Annotated in this window: 21 protein-coding genes and 1 tRNA gene; 17 read left to right on the top strand and 5 right to left on the bottom strand. The window is 42.7% G+C overall.

Annotation, left to right across the window (positions count from 1 at the left end):
- Nucleotides 1-99: 99 nt before the first annotated feature.
- The 4 genes from BFM96_RS10400 to murT all read right to left on the bottom strand — a co-directional run bounded on the left by BFM96_RS10400 (nucleotide 100) and on the right by murT (nucleotide 3,635).
- The gene (locus tag BFM96_RS10400; protein WP_145939734.1) at nucleotides 100-1,047 is read right to left on the bottom strand and encodes a hypothetical protein; all 948 of its coding nucleotides are present in this window, start codon (nucleotides 1,045-1,047) and stop codon (nucleotides 100-102) included.
- Nucleotides 1,048-1,207: 160 nt separating this feature from the next.
- Nucleotides 1,208-1,489 carry a lipopolysaccharide assembly protein LapA domain-containing protein gene (locus BFM96_RS10395; RefSeq protein WP_068993930.1) on the bottom strand — a complete coding sequence of 94 codons (282 nt, stop codon included), beginning with the start codon at nucleotides 1,487-1,489 and terminating at the stop codon, nucleotides 1,208-1,210.
- An 8-nt stretch (nucleotides 1,490-1,497) separates the two neighbouring features.
- The gene (gene gatD / locus BFM96_RS10390) at nucleotides 1,498-2,292 is read right to left on the bottom strand and encodes a lipid II isoglutaminyl synthase subunit GatD (protein ID WP_068993926.1); all 795 of its coding nucleotides are present in this window, start codon (nucleotides 2,290-2,292) and stop codon (nucleotides 1,498-1,500) included.
- Nucleotides 2,292-3,635 carry a lipid II isoglutaminyl synthase subunit MurT gene (murT, locus tag BFM96_RS10385; RefSeq protein WP_068993923.1) on the bottom strand — a complete coding sequence of 448 codons (1,344 nt, stop codon included), beginning with the start codon at nucleotides 3,633-3,635 and terminating at the stop codon, nucleotides 2,292-2,294. The genes gatD and murT overlap by 1 nt, the downstream gene beginning before the upstream one ends.
- Before the next feature lie 126 nt (nucleotides 3,636-3,761).
- Between murT and cdaA the strand changes: the two genes are divergently transcribed.
- The 11 genes from cdaA (at nucleotide 3,762) to BFM96_RS10330 (ending at nucleotide 14,961) form a co-directional block, all read left to right on the top strand.
- Entirely contained in the window at nucleotides 3,762-4,610 is an 849-nt protein-coding gene (gene cdaA, locus BFM96_RS10380) for a diadenylate cyclase CdaA (protein ID WP_068993920.1), read from the top strand.
- A complete protein-coding gene (locus BFM96_RS10375) occupies nucleotides 4,607-5,356 on the top strand; it encodes a CdaR family protein (RefSeq protein ID WP_068993917.1) in 750 nt (249 codons plus the stop codon). Before cdaA ends, BFM96_RS10375 begins: the two co-directional genes overlap by 4 nt.
- Nucleotides 5,357-5,380: 24 nt before the next feature.
- Nucleotides 5,381-6,733: a phosphoglucosamine mutase gene (glmM, locus tag BFM96_RS10370; RefSeq protein ID WP_068993914.1), complete on the top strand. Its 1,353-nt coding sequence runs from the start codon at nucleotides 5,381-5,383 to the stop codon at nucleotides 6,731-6,733.
- Between the two features lie 328 nt (nucleotides 6,734-7,061).
- Complete coding sequence (locus BFM96_RS10365; RefSeq protein WP_068993911.1) at nucleotides 7,062-8,228, top strand: MFS transporter; 1,167 nt, start codon at nucleotides 7,062-7,064, stop codon at nucleotides 8,226-8,228.
- A gap of 311 nt (nucleotides 8,229-8,539) precedes the next feature.
- Entirely contained in the window at nucleotides 8,540-9,397 is an 858-nt protein-coding gene (gene efeO / locus BFM96_RS10360) for an iron uptake system protein EfeO (RefSeq protein WP_068993909.1), read from the top strand.
- Between the two features lie 3 nt (nucleotides 9,398-9,400).
- Nucleotides 9,401-10,633, top strand: coding sequence for an iron uptake transporter deferrochelatase/peroxidase subunit (gene efeB, locus BFM96_RS10355; RefSeq protein WP_068993907.1), 1,233 nt, complete (start codon nucleotides 9,401-9,403; stop codon nucleotides 10,631-10,633).
- Complete coding sequence (locus tag BFM96_RS10350; protein ID WP_068993905.1) at nucleotides 10,611-12,308, top strand: FTR1 family iron permease; 1,698 nt, start codon at nucleotides 10,611-10,613, stop codon at nucleotides 12,306-12,308. Before efeB ends, BFM96_RS10350 begins: the two co-directional genes overlap by 23 nt.
- On the top strand, nucleotides 12,298-13,017 hold the full coding sequence (gene tatC / locus BFM96_RS10345; RefSeq protein WP_068993903.1) for a twin-arginine translocase subunit TatC: 720 nt from the start codon (nucleotides 12,298-12,300) through the stop codon (nucleotides 13,015-13,017). The genes BFM96_RS10350 and tatC overlap by 11 nt, the downstream gene beginning before the upstream one ends.
- Nucleotide 13,018: 1 nt before the next feature.
- Nucleotides 13,019-13,195, top strand: coding sequence for a twin-arginine translocase TatA/TatE family subunit (locus BFM96_RS10340; protein WP_068993901.1), 177 nt, complete (start codon nucleotides 13,019-13,021; stop codon nucleotides 13,193-13,195).
- Nucleotides 13,192-13,842, top strand: a complete 651-nt coding sequence (gene serB / locus BFM96_RS10335; protein WP_068993897.1) for a phosphoserine phosphatase SerB — start codon at nucleotides 13,192-13,194, stop codon at nucleotides 13,840-13,842. The genes BFM96_RS10340 and serB overlap by 4 nt, the downstream gene beginning before the upstream one ends.
- 6 nt (nucleotides 13,843-13,848) lie before the next feature.
- On the top strand, nucleotides 13,849-14,961 hold the full coding sequence (locus tag BFM96_RS10330) for a glycerate kinase family protein (protein WP_068993894.1): 1,113 nt from the start codon (nucleotides 13,849-13,851) through the stop codon (nucleotides 14,959-14,961).
- Nucleotides 14,962-14,981: 20 nt separating this feature from the next.
- On the opposite strand, the gene BFM96_RS10325 is transcribed toward BFM96_RS10330, so the two are convergent.
- Nucleotides 14,982-15,437 (bottom strand): DUF1694 domain-containing protein, encoded by a 456-nt coding sequence (locus BFM96_RS10325; RefSeq protein ID WP_068993892.1) that lies wholly within the window; start codon nucleotides 15,435-15,437, stop codon nucleotides 14,982-14,984.
- A 353-nt stretch (nucleotides 15,438-15,790) separates the two neighbouring features.
- On the opposite strand from BFM96_RS10325, the gene parE reads away from it, so the two are divergent.
- The 6 genes from parE to BFM96_RS10295 all read left to right on the top strand — a co-directional run bounded on the left by parE (nucleotide 15,791) and on the right by BFM96_RS10295 (nucleotide 22,867).
- Complete coding sequence (gene parE / locus BFM96_RS10320) at nucleotides 15,791-17,734, top strand: DNA topoisomerase IV subunit B (protein WP_068993889.1); 1,944 nt, start codon at nucleotides 15,791-15,793, stop codon at nucleotides 17,732-17,734.
- 259 nt (nucleotides 17,735-17,993) lie between these two features.
- Entirely contained in the window at nucleotides 17,994-18,605 is a 612-nt protein-coding gene (gene fic, locus BFM96_RS10315) for a protein adenylyltransferase Fic (protein ID WP_068993886.1), read from the top strand.
- A gap of 71 nt (nucleotides 18,606-18,676) precedes the next feature.
- On the top strand, nucleotides 18,677-21,127 hold the full coding sequence (gene parC / locus BFM96_RS10310) for a DNA topoisomerase IV subunit A (RefSeq protein WP_068993884.1): 2,451 nt from the start codon (nucleotides 18,677-18,679) through the stop codon (nucleotides 21,125-21,127).
- 283 nt (nucleotides 21,128-21,410) lie between these two features.
- Nucleotides 21,411-22,439: a branched-chain amino acid aminotransferase gene (locus BFM96_RS10305; protein WP_068993881.1), complete on the top strand. Its 1,029-nt coding sequence runs from the start codon at nucleotides 21,411-21,413 to the stop codon at nucleotides 22,437-22,439.
- Nucleotides 22,440-22,503: 64 nt separating this feature from the next.
- Nucleotides 22,504-22,734 carry a DUF2969 domain-containing protein gene (locus tag BFM96_RS10300; RefSeq protein WP_068993879.1) on the top strand — a complete coding sequence of 77 codons (231 nt, stop codon included), beginning with the start codon at nucleotides 22,504-22,506 and terminating at the stop codon, nucleotides 22,732-22,734.
- Nucleotides 22,735-22,786: 52 nt separating this feature from the next.
- Nucleotides 22,787-22,867 (top strand) — tRNA-Tyr (locus tag BFM96_RS10295).
- The last annotated feature ends 57 nt before the right edge of the window (nucleotides 22,868-22,924 follow it).

The raw sequence follows: 22,924 nt of genomic DNA, 5'->3' as shown, positions 1-22,924 counted from the left end.
GCAAGCTGGGATTTTAATCTTTACAGTCATGACATGTCAATGATCATCTTAGCCCATGAAAATAGATTTTTGATGATGTAAGATTTTCGAAGGTCTGACTTATCGGCGAAGTTCGACTCTGCGCAGTAGAGCTTTGCGTTTTTGATTGTCAATGAGTTGAATGAGCCTTTGGAATTGTACTTGAATATCTTCCTGATAGATTGCTGAAATGCGGTGCCCGAAATCCAAATGTTTTAAAAAGATAGGGGCGGTCTTATGTTTGAAGACTTCACCTTGAAAAAAGTAGTCTCCTGAGCGAATATCTACTGATAAGAGGGAAGAACGCCACCGACTTTTACGAGTGTGTTTGGGTTTCCAGCTGATTTTCAATTGTTTCTCGTAAAAATACCATCCCATAATTTCAATTGTAGCAGTTTCTTTGGTTACAGAATCAGTATAGCTGGCAGGCACGCTCAACACCTTGCTACCTCGTTTTGATAGGAGAAAAGGCTGGAAATTTTGAATACCTTCGTAGTCCTTGGCAGCAATAACAGTCAATGTTTCATCCTGAGCATTGTCTTTTTTATCAGCTCTCGTGGTGTAACGAAAAGGATCGTAGTCTGTTGTTATTTTTTCACGAAGAATAGCCTCCTGCTCTAGCTTTTCAATCTGTTTGGCATTGTGTATATCTGTTTTGAGATAATCCATGACAGACGGATGCCGATAGTAGGTATCAATCAGGTATGTAAGCTTGGGAACAGAATAAATTTGCTCTAATTCTTGAGGGTATTCAAAAATGTGAACGGTATGCAGTGAGGCAATGGGAACAGCAGCGATACCAGCTAGAATAGTTTCTTTATCAAAGAAAGTTGCTAAATGAAACGTTGAGCTAGCTCCCTGTTTATCATTCGTATTGACAACAGAGAGTTGATGATCTGCCTTAAAGCAGATGATAAAACGAGCGTCTATTGACTGTGGAGACAGGGAAGTGATGGGAATGAAATAGTAGTGGTGATAGGGCATGAGCGAGAGATATTCGCCCAGTGTGGATTCTATGTAGTGTATCATGTATCAAATATCCTCAAAATAAGTATTGGAAGTTTTAGGAAAGAGGGCTTGTCAATCTCTTTGGGAATTCTAGCTAGAAAGAGGGTTCAGAGATTGGAAAATAAAAAAATTGATTTTCTGGTTAGGATAGAAAATCAGTTTTTTTATGGATTTTGTGAGATTAGGCTTGTTCTTCTTTTTTGCTTTCTAGTGGCTGCTGAGCTGTCTGCAATTCTTTTTGCGTTTTCTTAAGCTTTTGTTGTAAGGAGAAGTTTTTAGGCATACTGATGAGAAAGGTTCCCAAGGAACCCAATAAAACGGATAGTAAGATTAAGATAATCAAAGGTAACTTGAACTCACCAAAGAGATAATTAACCTGGACTGTTTCAAAGTTCGCAACCGATAATCCAGCTATCAGGAGAATGGTTACGAGTAGTAGAATGTAGCGAATGTAGTTTTTCATAAAATCTCCTAGTCTTGTTCTTTAAAGTCAGCTCTGCTTTTGACATCGCCATATTCTTCAGGGGTTTCCCGCCATAAAATCTCATCAAATGAGGCGAGGGGAAGCTCTGTACCGTATCTATTTTTCAAGGCTGTACTGACCAAGCGATAAGCTAAATTGGCATTACGGGAGAGGATTGGACCGTGGAAGTAGCTTCCGAATACGTTTTTATAATGAACGCCTTCTGTACCATCTTCTTGATTATTTCCATTGCCATAGATGACCTTACCCAGTGGTTTTTCATCGCTTGATAAGAAGGTTCGACCTTGGTGGTTTTCAAAGCCATAATAAGTCTCATTAAATTCTTCATTGTGAATTTTAATATCTCCAATATAGCGGTTATTGTGTTGGTTGAGCGTATAGTGACCTAAAATTCCTAAGCCTTCGATGCGACGACCAGAAGCCTGAATGTAGTATTGACCGAGAAGCTGAAATCCGCCACAGATTCCCATGACAACGCCATTGTTTTCAATAAAAGATTGAAGATTCTCTTTTTTACTAGGCAGATCAAGCGACACGATGGACTGCTCATAGTCTTGGCCACCACCGAAAAAGACTATGTCATAAAATTCTTGGTCGAACTCATCTTTGAGCGAGACGATATCCACTTGAACCTTGGCTCCTAATTTTTCAGCAACATATTTAAGCATAAGTACATTGCCGTTGTCTCCATAGGTGTTCATCAAATCACCATAGAGATGGGCAATGCGGAGTTCGTAAGAATATTCTTTATCCTTTGGAGATTGTAGGGAAGTATAAACCATTAGTCCATCTCCTTTCTAATGATACCTTGTTCTGCTAGTAATTCGCGTATTTCCAGCATGGCTGTGTAGGTGGCTAGAATATAGGCGTGTTTGGTTTCTTGTGTCTTAATGGTTTCTAGAATCTCTGAAATCGTTGCATGTTCAGTAATCTGCTCAGGTTGATAGCCTGTTACCCGTAAACGTCTTGCGATTTCTGAGTGTCTGACACCTCCAGCGTTGATTGCAGGAATTTCCATTTCCATGATGCGTTCAAACTCTGCATCCCAAATCCAACTAGTATCAATCCCATCTGCATAATTAGCATTGAGGAGAACCGATAGACTAAAGGAAAAGGGAGCAAGGCTAATCATTTCTAGAGCCTGAGTTGCTCCGACAGGATTTTTAATAAGGACTAAGGTACATTCCGTTTGACCAAGCTTGAAGGTTTCTTGGCGACCAAAGACAGCACGACTTTTTTCAAAGCCTTGTTTGATAATACGTGGTTCTACCTTGAAAAATTGGGCAATTGAAACGGCTGCAAGGGCATTATAGATATTGTAGAGACCACCGATATTGATGTGATAGGCTTGCCCATCAATCACAAAGTCAGAACTTTGGTGGGTTAATTTGCTGAGTTGCGTCACCTTATAATCAAGGGCTGGGCGAGCAAAGCTACAATTTTGGCAGCTATAATCTCCAAGATTGGCATAGGTATTTAAGCGATATTTGAGGATGTGGTCGCACTTAGGACATAAAATACCTTCGGTATTATAATGAGCCAATTGCGGCTCTGTTTTTTGTGTATCAAAGCCATAATATTGGATTGGATTGTCTAAGGAAACCGAGTTAAACAAGGGACTGTCTCCGTTCATCAAAACCGTTGCAGAAGGCACTTTTCGGATAGCATCTAAAATCATTTGATAGGTTGTGTAGATTTCTCCGTAACGGTCCATTTGGTCCTTGAAAATATTTGTCAGAACAAAGAGGCTTGGTTTGATGTAGTCGCAAATCCGTGACAAGCTGGCCTCGTCAATTTCAAGAACCGCAATAGGTTTTCCAGTCTTACTTTTTTTTGCACTCAAAAAAGTGGTGGTGATGCCAGTAATCATATTGGCACCGCTAGGATTGGTCACGACTGTCCCAAAAGCTTCTGACAAAATACCGACTGTCAGGGCTGTGGTGAGGGTTTTTCCGTTGGTTCCTGTGATGACTACGATTTCATAGTCTGCCGCTAGACTTTGTAGAATATCCTTGTCAAAATGAAGGGCAATTTTCCCGGGAAGGGTAGAGCCACGTCCGAGTTGTTTTAAAATTGCTTGGGAAGTTTTTCCCGCTAGTTTTCCAAATACTGTATTTATCTTCATAGAGGTATTGTACCATAAAAAGGCTTTCTTTTGTAGGAAAATAAATCTAAAAGGAGAGAAATCTTTCTCAAAACATGCTATAATAGTGTGTAGATTGTTTTTTTGGTAAAGGAGGGGCAAAGCGGTATGAATTTTCAACAATTGTCCAATTTACAGTATTGGGCGAGTCTATTTTCAGGTCCTTGGAGTTTAATCATCAATGTTATTGATATTTTGATAGTTACCTGGTTGTTGTACCATTTTTCAAAGGCCATTGCAGGCACGAAAATCATGATTTTAGTGCGTGGAGTGCTGGTTTTTATTTTGGCACAAATTCTAGCGAATGCGATAGGACTTGTGACGGTATCCTGGCTTATTAACCAAGTGATTACCTATGGAGCCATCGCTGCGGTTGTGATTTTCACGCCAGAGATTCGGACGGGATTAGAGCGGTTGGGGAGAGCCACAGAGCTGTTTGCTACGGCACCTATTAGTGTAGAAGAAAAGATGATCCAAGCCTTTGTCAAATCCGTTGCTTATATGAGCCCGCGTAAAATTGGGGCCTTGGTCGCTATTCAGGGAAGTCGAACTTTGCAGGAATATATATCGACTGGCATTCCGTTAGATGCGGATATCTCAGGAGAATTGTTGATCAATATTTTTATTCCCAATACGCCTTTGCACGATGGGGCTGTGATTGTGGCCAATCATAAAATCGCAGTTTCTTGTGCCTATTTGCCGCTGACAGAAAGCACTGGTATCTCAAAGGAATTTGGGACCAGACACAGGGCTGCTATTGGTTTGTCCGAAGTATCAGATGCCTTTACCTTTATCGTTTCAGAAGAAACAGGTGGCATTTCTGTGACCCATAACGGTGTTTTCAAACATGATTTAAGCTTAGATGAATTTGAAGCGGAATTGCGCAAAGTCTTATTGAATGAACAGCCAAAAACGCAATCCTGGTACAAAAAATGGATTAAAGGAGGAAAAGTATGAAAGCAAAAAAAATCTGGTATATCATCTCCTCCCTCTTTTTTGCCCTAGTTCTATTTATCTATGCAAGCTCCAGTAATTACCAAAATAATACCAATGCACGTCAGACCAAGTCAGAGACCTATACCAATACCTTGCCAAATGTACCGATTGAGACGCGTTATGATAGTGATGAGTATTTTGTCAGTGGTCTATCAACGGATGTTTCTGTAGTCTTGACGGGTTCAAATCGCTTGACGCTAGCCAGCGAGATGCAAGAGAGCACCCGCAGATTTAAGGTGGTAGCGGATCTCTCAGGCAAGGGAGATGGGACCATAGAAGTGCCATTGAAGATTGAGAATTTGCCGAGCGGCTTGACAGCTACCCTGAATCCCGATAAAATAAGTGTCAGGATTGGGAAGAAGGCTAGTAAAACGGTGAAAGTCAAATTCAGCTATGAGCCGACTCAAGTAGCGTCAGGCATTCTGATTGATTCGATTAGTTTGGGCGAGAAGGAAGTTGTTGTCACCAGCGATGAAGCGACTTTGGAGCGGATTGACCATGTCGAGGCCCTGTTGCCTGTTAACGAGGTGATTTCAGGGAATTACTCTGCCACCCTATCCTTGCAGGCGGTTGATGAAAATCGTGAAATTTTATCAAGTGTGGTCACACCGCTTGAAACGACTGTTAAGGTGACGGTGAAAACGATCAGTTCCAGCTCAAGTAGCTCGTCTGATTTCAGCACCACATCATCCAGCAGTTCACATTAGTGTTGAAAGGAAAAATTATAAAAAATGGGAAAATATTTTGGAACGGACGGGGTTCGCGGTGAGGCCAATGTTGAGTTGACACCAGAGCTGGCCTTTAAATTAGGTCGTTTTGGAGGCTACGTCTTGAGTCAGCATGAACAAGATGTTCCGCGGGTTTTTGTCGGGCGTGACACTCGGATTTCCGGAGAAATGTTGGAGCACGCCTTGATTGCGGGGCTTTTGTCTGTAGGTATTCAAGTTTATAAATTAGGAGTTATTGCAACGCCGGCAGTGGCCTATCTCGTGAAATCTGAAAAAGCGAGTGCGGGCGTGATGATTTCAGCCAGCCACAATCCTGCTCTTGATAATGGGATTAAGTTTTTCGGTGGAGATGGCTATAAGCTCGATGACGACCGTGAGTTGGAAATCGAAGCCCTTTTAGATGCTGAAGAAGATATCCTTCCTCGTCCAAGTGCTCAAGGTTTAGGGCACGTTATGGATTATCCAGAAGGTTTGCGTAAGTACCAACAATACCTTGTTTCCACAGGTCTTGCTTTGGATGGCATGCATGTGGCCTTGGATACTGCAAATGGTGCTGCAGCAACCAGTGCTCGACAAATTTTTGCAGACCTTGGAGCAGAACTCAGTGTCATTGGTGAAACTCCAGATGGTTTGAATATCAACCATCAGGTAGGTTCTACCCATCCTGAAGCCCTTCAAGATTTGGTCAAAGAAAGTGGGGCAGCGATTGGTCTTGCCTTTGATGGGGATAGCGACCGCTTGATTGCTGTTGATGAGACGGGAACCATCGTGGATGGTGATAAAATCATGTATATCATTGGGAAGTACATGGCTGAAAAAGGAATGTTAGCTCAAAATACGATCGTCACAACCGTAATGTCTAATCTCGGTTTCCATAAGGCCTTGGATCGCGAAGGCATTCGCAAGACAGTGACGGCTGTCGGAGACCGCTATGTAGTCGAAGAAATGCGAAAATCTGGCTACAATCTAGGTGGTGAGCAATCTGGACATGTGGTCATCATGGATTATAATACCACAGGAGATGGACAATTAAGTGGGGTTCAGTTGACTAAAATCATGAAAGAAACAGGCAAAACCCTTTCTGAATTAGCGAGTGAAGTGATGATTTATCCACAAAAATTAGTCAATATCCGTGTGGAAAACGCCATGAAAGATAAGGCGATGGAAGTTCCTGCTATTAAAGCCATTATTGAACAAATGGAAGAAGAGATGGCTGGAAATGGTCGTATCTTAGTGCGACCAAGTGGAACAGAGCCTCTTCTTCGGGTCATGGCAGAAGCGCCGACTGATGAAGCAGTTGATTACTATGTGGATACGATTGTAGAAGTTGTCCGCAAGGAAATTGGCATTGAGTAAGACAGTGTGAGGTTGAGTTGTTCTTACTCAACCTTTTCCTTTTTTGTCCCTATACTCGTCAACAATCAACATCTGACGTTGTTCACTCCCAGCGTAACCTCTAGTTTTACCTACGGTCTTTAGGATACAAGCTAGGCTAGTTTTATCGATCACCTTTCACAATTCTCAATTGTGGAGCCTAGTCAGATTTTGATTTTTTATAGAGTAATAGTAGGAAAATTTTTAGCTCAGGTTTCTGAAGCTGATGAGATGGTAGGGAGTAAGACAGTTTGATTGTGTTGAGATTAGATTTCGCCTATCCCTATTTTATCCAGAGAAAGTGAGAGATATGAAGAAGAATTCAACACCCATCGTTCTTGGCTTGATTATGCTAGGAGCTGTGATGCGGGTGCCTATTACGGCTATTCCGCCTATTTTAACAGATATTGCGACAGGACTGGGGGTGCCTGTCAGTCAATTAGGCATCTTGACCTCGCTTCCCCTCATCATGTTTGCCCTGTGTTCCTCCTTGGCACCGCTCCTTGCTAAGAAGTTCGGCAATGAATGGCTGATCACTCTGGTCTTAACTACGATGTTATTAGGGTCTGTGATGAGAATTGTCAATCTACCATTTTTATTTATAGGAACTATGTTGTTGGGGGCAGGGATTGCAGTGATCAATGTTTTATTGCCCAGTTTGGTTTCGACTTATTTTCCAAAGCAAGTCGGTCGTTACACGACGCTTTACATCACTACAATGGGAGCTATGGCGACGGTTGGTTCGGTTGTGGCTGTGCCGGCTGTATCCGCTAGTTCTTGGAAGACGTTTATCCTTCTTTTAACAGCGGTGATTGGTCTAGCCTTGGTTGTTTGGTTGCCCAACCTAAGCAGACAAAGTCGAGCAAAACGCAAAAAAGAAGGAGTTGTTCTTCCCTCGATGTGGACCAATAAAACAGCATGGATTTTTCTGATTTTTGGCGGTCTTCAGTCTCTTATTTACTATACAGAGTTAACATGGTTGCCAACGATGGCGAGAACGGCTGGTTTGACCGGCTCTGAGGCTGGCATTTTAGCTGGTATTTTTAGCTTTATCAGTATTCCCATTTCTATGGTAACGCCGACAATCGTTGCGCGATTGAAAAAAGAAGAGCGGGCAAAAGTCATGCTTGGTGTCTCTTCTATCATGGTTGTAGGCTTGCTCCTTATTCTCATTGCGCCAGGGAATTTTATGATGTGGCTCGTGATTCATTTGCTCCTTGGGGCTTCAGTCAGTGTGCTCTTTCCTTATTTGATGCTCTCGCTATCCCTCAAAACCAGCACAACTCAGGCTACTGCCCAGCTTTCTGGTATGGTTCAAACAGGCGGGTACTTGATTGCAGCGACAGGACCAGTCTTTTTGGGGTATAGCTATTCTCGCTTTGGTTCATGGCATCCTTTGGTGCTGATTTTACTCCTTGTAACCTTATTGATGATGTGGACCATTGTCCTGATTGAGAAAAAAGAAACCATTGCTTAGCTCGTATGTAAAAAAGTAGGGGTTTGATGGGTTCGTTGAACAAGCTTTTTGATAATCAATAATGTGATAAAAATCGAATGATGGTGCTTTCTCAAAAGAGATTAAGGTTCCATCATTCGGTTTTTATTTTGCTATTCTAGATTTTTAGATTATTTGTTATCGTTTCTATCATGCTGACTTTTTCAGTGACCTAGAATTGGGTTCTTACTTTTTTAGAATTATTCCTAATTATTAAATTGTCTGATAATTCTTTGAAAATGAGAAAAACTGTGCTATACTAGAAACATGTTAAAACTAAAGAAGGAGTTTCTATGAAAAAACTTGGTATTGTTTTAGTATCGGTAGCTTTATTGACCGCATGCACACCTGCAACACAAGAAAAGCAGGCAACAAGTGAAAGCACAATGGTTCAAGTGAGTCAACAAGCATTGGACAAAGCAACGGCTGATTACAAGGCATTTGTAGAAGAGCAGATTGGACAATTGTTGACCGATACGGAAAATTTTGCCCAATTACTCAAAGATGGCAAATTAGAAGAAGCGAAGAAAGTCTATCCAGTCATTCGGATGGCCTATGAGCGTTCAGAACCGATTGCAGAAAGCTTTGGCGAATCAGATGTGAAAATTGATTTCCGCTTGGTTGACTACATGGAAGAGAATAAGACTGAGGAAGGTTGGTCAGGTTTCCACCGCATTGAAAAGATTCTTTGGGAAGAAAATACCACAACAGGTACGGAACAGTATGCGGATCAATTGGTCAATGACATCAAGGAATTAAAAGCGAAAATTGCGACTGTTGAAGTGACACCTGAGATGATGTTGACAGGAGCCGTTGATTTGCTCAACGAAGTAGCTACAAGCAAGATTACCGGGGAAGAAGAAGTGTATTCCCACACAGACTTATATGATTTCAAAGCCAACATTGAAGGAGCAGAGAAGATTTTTGAACTCTTTAAGCCAAGCTTGGAGAATAAAGATGCTAGTCTTGTTACGACTCTTGAAAAAGAATTCAAGAATGTGAATGGTCTGCTGGATCAATACATGACAGATGATACGCATTATAAACTCTACACAGATTTGAGTAAGGAAGACACCAAAAAACTAGCTGAGGCTGTGACCAAACTCGGTGAGCCACTGTCTCAAATGGGGATTATCTTGGACGGGAAGTAAGAAATGACAAAAGACGAAAAATGGTTTGAGAAGAAAATGGATCGTCGCGAATTTTTAAAAAAAGCAGGTATAGGAGGAGCTGGGCTTGCGCTCGGTGCCTCAGGTGCGTCTGCTTTTTTCGCGCATAAAGTGACAGACGAAATTGCAAAATCAGACGGACAAGAAGACATTTCTTTTTATGGAGAACATCAGGCAGGAATCGTGACTCCGACCCAGAAAAATGTGTATTTTGTTGTACTTGACCTGCATTCAACAGACAAGGCTGAAGTCATTCAGATGTTCAAGGATTGGACAGATTACAGTGAGAAATTAGTGACTGGAAAGCTAGTAAAAGAAGATGGAGATAATGGCTATCTTCCACCATTTGATACAGGGGAAACGGTTGGCCTGAATCCTCACCGCCTGACCCTTACTTTTGGGATTTCACCCGCTTTCTTGACCAAGCTAGGATTGGAAAGTAAGAAACCAAAAGAATTTCGAGCTTTGCCAGTCTTTCCAAGGGATCAGCTCAAGGAAGCCTATACTGGAGGGGATATTGTTATCCAAGCCTGTGCTGACGATGCACAAGTGGCCTTTCATGCTGTCCGAAATCTCGTCCGAAAAGGTCGCAGCCTCGTAACCATGAAATGGAGTCAAGCTGGTTTTGCAGCGATTGGTAACCGCAAAGAGACGCCACGCAACCTGTTTGGATTTAAAGATGGCACGGCAAATGCGACGAAAAAAGAGCAATTTCAGGATATCATCTGGTGTGAGGATTCTAACTGGATGCGGGGAGGCACCTATATGGCAGTCCGCCGTATCCAAATGTTTCTGGAAACATGGGACAGAACCAGCCTCAATGAACAGGAAAATACCTTTGGTCGCTACAAGGAAAGCGGTGCACCCTTTGGAAAGAAAGATGAGTTTGATGAAGTTGATTTGGACTTAAAAGACGATAAGGGCGAGCCACTTGTGCCCGTTGATTCTCATGTCAGACTAGCAAAGGAAACAGGTGTTGAAATCTACCGTCGCTCTTATTCGTATTCAGATGGAATTGATGAAAAAACAGGTCAGTTTGACTCAGGCTTACTGTTTATTTCTTTCCAAAAAAATCCAGAGCAATTTATCACCATTCAAAACAATTTGGGAAATATGGATAAGATGAACGAGTATATCACCCATGTCGGAAGTGGTTTATTTGCTTGCTTTGCTGGCGTAAAAAAAGGAGAGTACATTGGTCAAGCCTTATTTGAATAAACTGGCACTCCTTGCCTTACTTGCTTTCGTCTTTTTTGCAAGACCTGTTTCGGCAGAGGATTCCTATAGTCATCTCTTTATCACGATTACAGATGCGACCACAGCCTTGAACAAAGGGGATAAGGAAAGGGCAGAGCAGTTGATTGCTCAGTTGCAGGAAGATTTCACACAGGTCGATAACTATGATTCCAAGGCTGGTCAGATGGTGACCAACCGCCTAGCGGAATTGGAACAAGAACCGACAGAAGAAAAACTAGTGGCTGTTTCTAAAGCCTTGTTGGACTTTGAGGCGGAACAACATCCTGTTGATGTCACTGCTGAAAAAGAAAAACTGATGAACAAGTTATCTCCTGCCTTTGACCTTTTGCAGGAAGCGATTGAGCGCAAGGAGATTGACAGTGTCAAGGAGAACTACAAAAAACTCAATAGTACGTGGACAGTGAATGAAGGCATTGTTCGTGATACTAGCACAGGGCATTACGGAAAAATTGAAACAGCCATTTCTTTCTTACGCAGTAGTATTGAAACAGAACCTGTAGACTATGGCAGTATTCAAACATCATTTGATGATTTAAAAAATGCTATTCAAGCCTTTGTAGCTGGTCAAAAGGTAGCTACAGCTGCAACGGATGTAACCTTAACAGATGGGATTGATCTGCTCAAGCAAGCACAAACTGCTTTTGAAGCGGGTGATAAGACCAAAGGGGCTTCTCTGATGAAGGAATTTATCACCATTTGGCCGACCATTGAAGGAGATGTTAGTACACGGAATCCAAGTCTTTATACTCGGGTCGAGAGTGAGTCGCCCGTTATCATGGTACGCGGTGACGAAGCGGCTTATCAAGAAAAGCTCGCCCAACTGATTGCGGATTTGGCAAGCATTGATCCCTCAGCCAGCTACACTGTCTTCGATGCGATGCTAATCCTTCTGCGGGAGGGAGTTGAGGCTCTTCTCATCGTGCTAGCTCTAGTCTCTACTCTAAAAGCGAGCAAGCAGAAAAAAGGCTTGCTTTGGGTTTATGGCGGAGCTGTCGTCGGTTTATTAGCCAGTGCCCTGTTGGCGATTGCCTTGCACCAATTTTTCCCAAGGCTCTCCTCTGGTGCCAATCGTGAAATCATTGAGGGCTTGGTGGGGATTGTTGCGGTTGTGATGATGGTTGTCATTGGTATTTGGCTCCATAGTAAATCTTCTGTCAAGAAGTGGAATGCCTATATGGAGCAGCAGATGCAGGTGGTGACGGCAAGCGGTAGTTTCCTTTCAATGTTTGCTTTGAGTTTTCTAGCGGTCTTTCGTGAGGGGGCAGAAACCATTCTCTTTTATGCAGGTATCCTACCAAAGATTAGCCTCAATGACTTTCTATTAGGAATTGGTCTAGCCTTTTTAGTCCTTTTACTCTTGGCTGTTGTCATGCTGAAAACAACGAGCAAAATCAAGCCACATAAGGTATTTTTCTATCTGACTTGGCTGATTTATGCCCTGGCCTTTAAGATGTTGGGAGTTAGTATCCATGCCTTACAATTGACCAATATCCTCCCGAGTCATGTAGTGAGAGGTATTCCTACAATAGATGTGATCGGTCTGTATCCAAGTCTAGAAATTCTGCTACCACAGGTCTTTCTCATCCTCTTGATTGCTTGCTTAACGTGGAAGAATCGAGAACATCATGCACACTAAACAAGAACTAACCGTTGTCGAGCATTTGACCGAATTTCGAAGTCGCTTTATGTGGACCCTATCTTTTTTCTTCGTTAGTTTTTTGATCAGTCTCTGTTTTTCGAGAAGTATTTACCAGTTTTTGACTCAGGGATTTTCTCAGAAATTGATTGTTTTGGGTCCTAACGATATATTATGGATTTATATCAATATAGCCAGCCTCCTAGCCTTTACGCTGACCTTGCCGTTTTTGACCTATCAAGTTTGGGCTTTTGTAGTTCCAGCACTTGATAAAGGAGAAGCCAGAAGTATTTTCTGGTACATCCCAGCGGTCTTTTGTTGCTTTGTCTTGGGCTTACTATTTGGGTTTTATCTGGTCAGCCCAGCTCTTTTACAGGTTCTTTTGTCCTTTGGGGATGGGCTCTTTGATACGCAATTAACAGCACAAAATTATCTGGCTTTCTTGTTGCATACGACAATCCCGATGGCTGTTTTGTTTGAAATACCTGTTTTAGTGGCATTTTTGACCTCCCTTGGTGTCCTTAGTCCACGATTTTTGGTACAATATAGAAGACATGCCTACTTTACCTTGCTGGTGATTGCAGTAGTTATCACGCCAGCTGATTTTACAAGTGATTTAGCCATGACGGTTCCCCTTATCCTCATCTATGAAGTAAGTGTCGGTATCAGTAAATGGCTCTATCGAAAAAAAGAAAAAAGGAGAACCTAATATGGGAATCTTACGTGATATTGGTGCACCGGGAATGATTATCTTGGTCTTGGGCGCCCTCTTGATTTTTGGACCAAAACGCTTACCAGAGTTGGGCGAATCGATTGGTAAAATGATCTCATCCTTTAAAAAAGCCATGGAAAATGGTGAAGAAAAAGAAGAAGGTAAGGATAAATGACAGCAGTAACAGGTCTTTTGGTTATGGATGTGGATAGCACCCTTATTCAAGAAGAAGTCATTGATTTACTGGGAGAAGCAGCGGGTGTTGGAGAGCAGGTAGCTAGGATTACTGAGCGAGCTATGCGAGGGGAATTAGAGTTTAAAGAGGCTCTTTATGCCCGTGTAGCGCTTTTAAAGGGTCTTCCCCAAAGTATTTTTGAGGAGGTCTTGGATAAGGTTCATGTGACCAAGGGGGCCCATGAATTGATTGACAGGCTCAAGCATGAGGGCTATAAAATTGGCGTGGTATCGGGTGGTTTTCACGAAACTGTGGACAGCATCGCTAGCCAATTAGGGATTGATTATGTCATGGCCAATCGCTTGGAAATCAAAGATGGTTTTCTAACAGGGCAGGTACTGGGTGAGATTATCACCAAAGAAACCAAGAAGGAGTGTCTTCTGCACTGGGCAAGGGAAAATCAGCTAGCCATTTCTCAGACGGTTGCCGTGGGCGATGGGGCAAATGATTTACCGATGATTCAGACAGCAGGAATTGGAATTGCCTTTAACGCTAAGCCTGTGGTGCGAAAAGCCGCTCCGTATCAGATTAACGAATACGATTTGTATCAGGTCTGGCATCTGATTCAATCTGTGAAGAGAAAGTAGGCCCCCATGCATATTTTGATTGCCCCAGATTCCTTTAAGGAGAGCTTGACAGCTGAGGAAGTGGCGATTTGTATCCAGACCGGGTTGTCTGAGGCTCTGCCGACAGCGACATTTGATCTCATGCCTGTGGGCGATGGAGGGGAAGGAACGATTGCTAGTTTAAATCAGGTTTTAGGAGCAGAACGTCAGGAACTCCTTGTGACTGGTCCTTTTGGAGAGCAGGTAGTCATGCCGTATGGACGAAAAGGATCCTTAGCCTTGTTTGAAATGGCAGATTTGGTTGGTTTGGGCCTCATTCCACGAGAAAAACGAAATCCCCTAGCCTTAGAAACGAGAGGATTGGGAGAATTATTGGTTCATTTGGCCAAAGACGGTGTGACAAAAGTCTTGGTCGGTGTCGGTGGTTCTGCGACAAATGATGGGGGTCTGGGCCTTGCAGCTGGTCTTGGCTATGCATTTTTTGATGAGGACGGTCATCGTTTGCAGGCCAAAGGGAGTTCGCTGGGGCGTGTGGCACGCGTATCCTCAGAATGTGTGCCAAAGGAGATTTTTCAACTTGAACTTCAGATTTTAACCGATGTTTGCAATCCCTTGTGTGGACCTGAAGGGGCAACGTATGTCTTTGGAGAACAAAAAGGTTTGCCCTCCTTTCTCATGCCTGCTGTGGATCAGGCGATGGAACAATTTTACAGCACCTTTTATTCCGACGTGTTATCCCTAGCAGGAGCGGGGGCTGGAGGAGGAGTGACCGCAGGCTTAGTCGCTTTTGCTGGGGGCAAGATTGTCTCGGGCATTGATGTATGCTTGGATTTGCTCGATTTTGAGGAGCGGTGCCAGAAGGCTGATCTCTTGATTGTCGGCGAAGGCAAGATGGATCGTCAGTCTATCAGGGGAAAGGCACCTTTTGGTGTGGCAAGACGAGCTCCTAAGCATGTGCCAGTCCTTGCCATCTGTGGCAGTTTGGGAGCAGACCTTCCAGCTTTTCCAATCGAGAATATAAAAGCAGCTTTTTCCATTCTTAGACAAGTGGAAAGCTTAGAGGAGACCTTGCTTCATGCCAAGGAAAATGTGATTCGTACGGCTCGTAATATTGGCAATATCTTAAAAATCAGCGAATGATGGATCGCTGATTTTTGTGATTATTGAAATAATTTTTTCCAAAAGGAAAGTTTTTTAGTTTTCTGTGTAGCCTTTTCTTCTGCTGGTAACAAGAGAGGAGCATAGCGAGTCATCATATCCTTGTCTTCTATTTCCACAGCATGGTCTGTATGAATAACGAGTCCCAAAGGAGACTGGCAATCTTCGCTGACAATCGTTGATTCACAGCCCAAATCTTGGGCAGTTTTGAGATAAAACAATTGATCCTTGGTTGTCATCATTGGAGAGATTTTGACCAAAACAGGCTGAAAATCTGCCTTAATCGCTGTAAGTATGTGGGAGAAATACTCTTTTAACAGCGGATTGTTAATCTCTTCCAAGGTCGCATCGACAATTACCCGCTCTTCAAAGGTTTCCAGAAATTTTCGCTGTTCATCGGGCTTCACTTTTAGCCCACCTGCAGCCTGTTGTTGGATGAATTCATGTAGATCTGTCATGGTTTTAGTATAACAAAAATGGCGATAAAAAACCAGCCTTTCTTCTCACAGATCACACCGCAGGAAAGAAAAAAATACATGCAAGTATTTTCTAAAGACATATATGTTTTAACATTTTCAGGTCATATACAGATGTGTGCTAGTTCATCACTGTTTTCATCTGGATTATCATAAAATTTCATAGTAAAAAAGTTATCTGAAAATGACATGTTCGGCATGCATTTGTCGTGCTCACAGATAGGGCGGATTTTTGTTCTTGGGTTTCGGAGATAAGCTTTTTAAACCGATTGGCATTTGCAAAAATAGAAAAAAACCTGTAAGATAGTAAGGATGAACAACACAGGAGGTTCCTTGTGGCAAAAAAGGAAATCAATATTAACAATTACAATGATGATGCGATTCAAGTCTTAGAAGGGCTGGATGCGGTCCGGAAACGTCCTGGGATGTATATTGGGTCAACCGACGGGGCTGGACTCCATCATTTGGTCTGGGAAATTGTGGACAATGCAGTCGATGAAGCCTTATCAGGATTTGGAGACCAGATTGATGTCACCATTCATAAAGACGGTAGCCTGAGTGTATCGGACCATGGGCGTGGTATGCCCGTTGGGATGCACGCCATGGGGATTCCGACAGTAGAGGTTATTTTTACAGTGCTTCATGCCGGAGGTAAATTCGGTCAGGGTGGTTATAAGACTTCAGGAGGCTTACATGGTGTAGGCTCTTCTGTAGTGAATGCCCTATCTAGTTGGCTAGAAGTGGAAATTACACGTGACGGAGCTGTGTATCGCCAGCGTTTTGAAACTGGTGGTAAACCGGTAACAGGACTGGAAAAGGTTGGGACAGCTCCCAAGTCTAAGTCTGGCACTAAGGTTCGTTTTATGCCAGATAGCAGTATTTTTTCAACGACTGATTTCAAGTACAATACCATTGCGGAGCGGTTAAATGAGTCAGCCTTTCTCTTGAAACAAGTAACCTTGACCCTACTGGATGAGCGGACAGGAGAAGAAAGCCAATTCCACTATGAAAATGGCGTGCAGGATTTCGTTAGTTATCTGAATGAAGACAAGGAAACCTTGACACCTGTTCTGTATTTCGATGGGGAAGAGAGTGGATTCCAAGTTGAAGTGGCGCTTCAGTATAATGATGGCTATTCAGATAATATTCTTTCCTTTGTCAACAACGTTCGTACCAAAGACGGTGGAACGCATGAGACAGGGCTTAAGACTGCCATTACCAAGGCCATGAATGACTATGCTAGAAAAACAGGTCTTCTCAAGGAAAAGGACAAAAACTTGGAAGGATCCGATTACCGAGAAGGTCTGGCAGCTGTCCTGTCGATCTTGGTACCTGAGGAGCATTTGCAGTTTGAAGGACAGACCAAGGACAAGCTAGGCAGCCCCCTTGCTCGTCCAGCAGTTGATAGTATCGTATCTGAAAAATTAACCTTCTTTCTTTTGGAAAATGGCGAATTAGCTTCTAATCTCATTCGCAAGGCCATTCGGGCAAGAGATGCGAGAGAAGCAGCACGCAAAGCCCGCGATGAAAGCCGAAATGGTAAGAAAAACAAGAAGGATAAGGGCCTCTTATCAGGGAAATTAACCCCAGCCCAGTCCAAAAATGCAGCCAAAAACGAACTTTATCTGGTCGAGGGAGATTCAGCCGGCGGATCTGCCAAACAAGGACGAGATCGCAAATTTCAGGCTATTTTGCCCCTTCGAGGAAAGGTTATCAATACCGCCAAGGCTAAGATGGCAGACATTCTCAAAAATGAAGAAATCAATACCATGATTTATACCATTGGAGCTGGTGTTGGTTCGGACTTTAATCTGGAAGATGCCAATTACGACAAGATTATCATCATGACCGATGCGGATACGGATGGAGCTCATATTCAGACACTCCTCTTAACCTTTTTCTACCGCTATATGCGTCCCTTAGTGGAGGCTGGTAAGGTCTATATTGCACTGCCGCCACTTTATAAGATGAGTAAGGGAAAAGGTAAGCAGGAAAAAATTGCCTACGCGTGGTCGGATAATGAACTGGAGCAACTCCGCAAGGACTTCGGCAAGGGTGCCATGTTGCAACGCTACAAGGGCCTTGGAGAGATGAACGCAGACCAGCTCTGGGAAACCACCATGAATCCTGACACCCGTACGCTGATTCGTGTGACTATTGAAGATTTAGCAAGAGCGGAACGCCGAGTATCGGTCCTCATGGGAGATAAGGTTGAACCTCGCCGCAAGTGGATTGAAGATAACGTCAAGTTTACCTTGGAAGAAGCGACGGTGTTTTAATGCAGTACTTAATAGAGGCTGGGACAGTCCAGTGGACTGTTAATACTTGAGCCTAAAAATGAGAAAGCGAAATTGACAAAATCGATTTCTTCGAAATCACGATTGAGTCCCACTCCCTGTTAGCACGTTTACCGCTATCGGGCGGTCAAGCTAGCTGCCTCACTAACTTGAACAACTAAAAAATATCGTTTTAGTTGTTTAAGTGTTGTCTTCCATTTGAAATGTGGGCATGTAAAGTTATGTCAGAAAGTGAGCAATTATGGTTTTAGAAAATAGATTGGAAATAACAGATTCTCTCGAATTGGCTAGACAGGAAGAAAAAATCAGTAAAATTCGTGCCAAACGTTTATTTGAAGAAAATCTTATAGCTGATAAACCAGCAGGGACTGTTGCGACACTTTTATTTATCCATCATTTTCTTTTTGAGGAAATCTATGAATTTGCTGGTCATGTGCGGACAGTTAATCTAGCGAAAGGAAATTTCCGTTTTGCGCCGGTCATGTATTTACAGACCTCGCTTGATCATATCGAAAAGATGTCTCAATCTACTTTTGAAGAGATTGTGGAGAAGTATGTGGAAATGAATATTGCCCATCCTTTTCGTGAGGGAAATGGCCGAAGTATGCGTATTTGGTTAGACCACCTGTTAAAAGTTGAGTTAGGACAGGTGATTGACTGGTCGAAAGTTGATAAAGAAGATTACCTACTTGCTATGGAAAGAAGCCCTATTCGAGATACGGAAATGAAGCATGTATTAAAACAGGCATTAACAGATGATATTACAAGTCGAGAACTGTATATGAAAGGGATTGACCACAGTTATTACTACGAAGGTTACAGCTTGTATCAAACGGTAAATCTGTCATCTTAAACACGAACAGAATAAATACCTTTTTAATCTAAGGAAAGGAATCAAATAGGCTTTAAGCCTTCTATCTTACTATGAGTAACATTCAAAACATGTCCCTTGAGGACATTATGGGAGAGCGTTTTGGACGCTACTCCAAATATATCATTCAGGAGCGGGCCTTGCCAGACATTCGAGATGGCTTGAAGCCTGTGCAACGGCGGATTCTTTATTCCATGAATAAGGATGGCAATACCTTTGATAAATCCTATCGAAAATCAGCTAAGTCTGTCGGAAACATCATGGGGAATTTCCATCCGCATGGTGATTCATCGATTTACGATGCCATGGTTCGTATGAGTCAGGACTGGAAAAATCGTGAGATTTTGGTCGAAATGCATGGAAACAATGGTTCTATGGACGGTGATCCGCCAGCTGCTATGCGATATACCGAGGCACGCTTGTCTGAAATGGCGGGCTTTCTGCTAGAGGATATCGAAAAGAAAACCGTACCATTTGCTTGGAATTTTGATGATACAGAGAAAGAGCCGACTGTATTGCCTGCGGCCTTTCCAAATCTCTTGGTCAATGGGGCGACAGGGATTTCTGCTGGATATGCAACGGACATTCCACCGCACAATCTTGCAGAAGTTATTGATGCCGTGATTTACATGATTGACCATCCAACTGCCAAGGTGGACAAACTTATGGAATTCTTGCCGGGACCTGATTTTCCAACCGGAGCGATTATCCAAGGGCGCGATGAAATCAAGAAAGCCTATGAAACCGGAAAAGGGCGCGTTGTCGTACGGTCTAAGACTGAAATTGAGCAGTTAAAAGGTGGCAAGGAGCAAATTGTTGTCACAGAAATTCCTTATGAAATCAACAAGTCTGTTCTAGTCAAGAAAATTGACGATGTTCGTGTGAATAATAAGGTAGCTGGGATTGCGGAAGTTCGTGATGAATCCGACCGAACTGGTTTGCGCATTGCCATTGAACTCAAAAAAGAGGCCAATCGTGACTTGATTTTGAATTATCTCTTCAAATATACGGATTTACAGGTCAATTATAATTTTAACATGGTTGCGATTGACAATTTCACACCGCGTCAGGTTGGGATTGTTCCGATTTTGACCAGTTACATTGCCCACCGCAAAGAAGTCATTCTGGCTCGCAGTCGCTTTGACAAGGAAAAGGCTGAAAAACGCCTACATATTGTTGAAGGCTTAATTCGTGTTATTTCGATTTTGGATGAAGTCATTGCGCTTATTCGTGCTAGCGAAAATAAATCGGATGCCAAGGAAAATCTCAAGATCAGCTATGATTTTACCGAAGAGCAGGCAGAAGCGATTGTGACCTTACAACTCTACCGCTTGACCAATACCGACGTTGTCGTTCTTGAGAAAGAAGAAGCAGAGCTTCGCGAGAAAATTGCCTACTTGGCTGCTATTATCGGCGATGAGCGTACCATGTATAATCTCATGAAAAAAGAACTTCGTGAGGTGAAAAAGAAATTTGGCAATCCACGTCTGAGTGAACTGCAAGATACGGCTAAGACCATTGAAATCGACACAGCAAGTCTTGTGGTAGAAGAAGAGACTTATGTAAGCATTACCAAAGCAGGCTATATCAAACGTACTAGTCCTCGTTCCTTTGCAGCTTCAACTGTAGAAGAAATCGGTAAACGTGACGATGATCGCTTAATCTTTATGAGCCCAGCAAAAACGACTCAACAGCTCTTGTTGTTCACAAGTCTAGGAAATGTTATTTACCGACCTGTTCATGAATTATCTGACATCAAGTGGAAGGAAATTGGCGAACACCTCAGCCAGACCATTTCCAATTTTGAAGTTCGTGAAGAAATCATCTATGCGGAATTAGTAGACAATTTTGATACAGGTATCTATATTGCTGCAACCAAAATGGGACAAATCAAGCGTGTCGAGCGTAGTGAGTTCAGTCCTTGGCGAACCTATAAGTCCAAATCCCTTAAATTTGCCAAATTGAAAAATGATGAGGATCAAGTGGTATTTGTGGCACCGGCTCAGCTAGAAGATGTCATGATTATCACGAAAAATGGCTATGCTCTCCGCTTTAATAGTGAGGAAGTACCAGTTGTTGGTGCTAAGGCAGCTGGTGTCAAAGCGATTAACCTAAAAGGAGATGATACCGTGGCAGCAGCCTTCCTTGTATCCAGCAAGGCCTTCTATCTTTTGACCCATCGAGGGGCATTGAAGAAAGTAGCAGTTGAGGAGATTCCAGCAACCAGCCGTGCCAATCGCGGTTTGCAAGTCTTGCGTGAATTAAAGGCCAAACCGCACCGCGTCTTTGTTGCAGGAATGGTGCAAGGAGAAGCAGTTGAGGTTGATTTATTCCACCAAGGAGATAGCTCTGACGATGGTCAACTGTTACACGTTATCTCAAACTCCGGCAAGCACCATGAAATCAATCTTTCAGAACTTTCCTTCTCAGAACGCACCAGCAATGGCAGCTTTATTTCAGATACTATCTCTGATGAAGAAGTCAGCGATGCTTATATCGTATAAGGAAAATCAGCCTCGTGCTGGTTTTTCTGTTGATGAAATTGTCTGAAAATTGAAAATAATACTTGAAAATCTCGAAAAATGGTGTACAATAGTAAGCACAAAGTTAGAACCTGTATTCACAACTCAGCAACTCTATTCAGGGCTTATTTTTAGCTACTCATCGTTGCTTTTTTTCGAAATACAGTCAGTATTCCTTCAAAAAAAACGGCTTGATGATCGTAAAATAAGCTCCCGATTAGAATGACTTCGCTTATGAATATAGGTTCTTAAAAAGGAGAAATCTATGACCGTATCACTTGACTGGGAAAATCTTGGATTTTCCTATATGAAACTACCCTACCGCTATCTCGTAACCTATAAAGATGGAAAATGGCATGAAGGAAGCCTAACAAAGGATGCAACTCTTCACCTGTCTGAATCCTCGCCTGCCCTTCACTACGGACAGCAAGCCTTTGAGGGTTTGAAAGCCTATCGGACAAAGGATGGATCCATTCAGCTCTTTCGACCAGACCAAAATGCCGAGCGTCTGCAACGGACTGCTGATCGTCTTTTAATGCCCCAAGTACCGACTGAGATGTTTGTAGAGGCCTGCAAAGCAGTAGCAAGGGCAAACAGTGAGTACGTACCTCCCTATGGAACAGGCGGCACACTCTATCTTCGTCCGTTGTTGATTGGTGTTGGGGATATTATTGGCGTGAAGCCAGCCGAGGAGTATATCTTTACCGTTTTTGCCATGCCAGTTGGGAATTATTTCAAGGGCGGGCTTGCACCGACCAATTTCCTCATTCAAGACCAGTATGATCGCGCAGCTCCGAATGGAACAGGTGCAGCAAAAGTCGGTGGGAACTATGCGGCCTCTCTCTTACCAGGTCAATATGCTAAGAAAAAAGGCTTTTCAGATGTGATTTACCTTGATCCAGCGACCCATACCAAGATTGAAGAGGTTGGTTCAGCGAATTTCTTTGGGATTACCAAAAACAATGAATTTGTCACCCCAATTAGTCCTTCCATCCTTCCGTCCATCACAAAATATTCTCTCCTATACCTAGCAGAACATCGCTTAGGGATGAAAGCAGTAGAGCGTGAGGTCTTGGTGGATGAATTGCCAGAATTTATCGAAGCAGGTGCCTGTGGAACAGCTGCCGTTATCTCTCCCATTGGAGGGGTCCAGCACGGTGAGGACTTCCATGTATTCTATAGCGAAACAGAAGTAGGTCCTGTTACCCGTAGGCTCTATGAAGAACTAACAGGCATTCAATTTGGGGATATTGAAGCACCTGAAGGTTGGATTGTAAAAGTGACTGAAAACTAGTGCTTGTACTTGCAAGCTCTAGTTTTTTTGTGTAAAATAGAGAAGTTAAAGAGAGGTAGTAACCATGAGTAAACAAGATAAAAAAATTGAAATTCAAATTTCCGAAGGTAAAGTCAAATTTGGGACAGATACCATCGATGGCTATATTCTGTCGATTGGTAAAAAAGCAATTGGAGAAATTGCAGAATTAGACAATCAATTTGCAATTGTCAAAAACGGAAATGCCGATAGTTTTTATCGAAAACTGGAAAAAGCAGTCGAAAATTTGATTGAAACCTATAATTTAAGCAAATAAAAGGCTTGCTTTTTTTCGTAAAAGATGATATGATAGTCTTTGTTGATTATCTGGAGAGATAGCGAAGAGGCTAAACGCGGCGGACTGTAAATCCGCTCCTTCGGGTTCGGGGGTTCGAATCCCTCTCTCTCCATATCTAAGATACAAAGACCGCAGAAATTGACGATTTGAACGTTGTTCAAGAGACAAT

The organism is Streptococcus himalayensis (assembly GCF_001708305.1).
GTDB lineage: Bacteria > Bacillota > Bacilli > Lactobacillales > Streptococcaceae > Streptococcus > Streptococcus himalayensis.
The sequence above is the reverse complement of the archived record's forward strand: the minus strand, read 5'-3'. Positions and strand labels throughout refer to the sequence as shown.

What these genes read in the sequence shown, in the direction of transcription:
- BFM96_RS10400 (WP_145939734.1), bottom strand. Translation starts at nt 1,047, where the DNA reads ATGATACACTACATAGAATCCACACTGGGCGAATATCTCTCGCTCATG.
- BFM96_RS10395 (WP_068993930.1), bottom strand. Translation starts at nt 1,489, where the DNA reads ATGAAAAACTACATTCGCTACATTCTACTACTCGTAACCATTCTCCTG.
- gatD (WP_068993926.1), bottom strand. Translation starts at nt 2,292, where the DNA reads ATGGTTTATACTTCCCTACAATCTCCAAAGGATAAAGAATATTCTTAC.
- murT (WP_068993923.1), bottom strand. Translation starts at nt 3,635, where the DNA reads ATGAAGATAAATACAGTATTTGGAAAACTAGCGGGAAAAACTTCCCAA.
- cdaA (WP_068993920.1), top strand. Translation starts at nt 3,762, where the DNA reads ATGAATTTTCAACAATTGTCCAATTTACAGTATTGGGCGAGTCTATTT.
- BFM96_RS10375 (WP_068993917.1), top strand. Translation starts at nt 4,607, where the DNA reads ATGAAAGCAAAAAAAATCTGGTATATCATCTCCTCCCTCTTTTTTGCC.
- glmM (WP_068993914.1), top strand. Translation starts at nt 5,381, where the DNA reads ATGGGAAAATATTTTGGAACGGACGGGGTTCGCGGTGAGGCCAATGTT.
- BFM96_RS10365 (WP_068993911.1), top strand. Translation starts at nt 7,062, where the DNA reads ATGAAGAAGAATTCAACACCCATCGTTCTTGGCTTGATTATGCTAGGA.
- efeO (WP_068993909.1), top strand. Translation starts at nt 8,540, where the DNA reads ATGAAAAAACTTGGTATTGTTTTAGTATCGGTAGCTTTATTGACCGCA.
- efeB (WP_068993907.1), top strand. Translation starts at nt 9,401, where the DNA reads ATGACAAAAGACGAAAAATGGTTTGAGAAGAAAATGGATCGTCGCGAA.
- tatC (WP_068993903.1), top strand. Translation starts at nt 12,298, where the DNA reads ATGCACACTAAACAAGAACTAACCGTTGTCGAGCATTTGACCGAATTT.
- BFM96_RS10340 (WP_068993901.1), top strand. Translation starts at nt 13,019, where the DNA reads ATGGGAATCTTACGTGATATTGGTGCACCGGGAATGATTATCTTGGTC.
- serB (WP_068993897.1), top strand. Translation starts at nt 13,192, where the DNA reads ATGACAGCAGTAACAGGTCTTTTGGTTATGGATGTGGATAGCACCCTT.
- BFM96_RS10330 (WP_068993894.1), top strand. Translation starts at nt 13,849, where the DNA reads ATGCATATTTTGATTGCCCCAGATTCCTTTAAGGAGAGCTTGACAGCT.
- BFM96_RS10325 (WP_068993892.1), bottom strand. Translation starts at nt 15,437, where the DNA reads ATGACAGATCTACATGAATTCATCCAACAACAGGCTGCAGGTGGGCTA.
- fic (WP_068993886.1), top strand. Translation starts at nt 17,994, where the DNA reads ATGGTTTTAGAAAATAGATTGGAAATAACAGATTCTCTCGAATTGGCT.
- parC (WP_068993884.1), top strand. Translation starts at nt 18,677, where the DNA reads ATGAGTAACATTCAAAACATGTCCCTTGAGGACATTATGGGAGAGCGT.
- BFM96_RS10305 (WP_068993881.1), top strand. Translation starts at nt 21,411, where the DNA reads ATGACCGTATCACTTGACTGGGAAAATCTTGGATTTTCCTATATGAAA.
- BFM96_RS10300 (WP_068993879.1), top strand. Translation starts at nt 22,504, where the DNA reads ATGAGTAAACAAGATAAAAAAATTGAAATTCAAATTTCCGAAGGTAAA.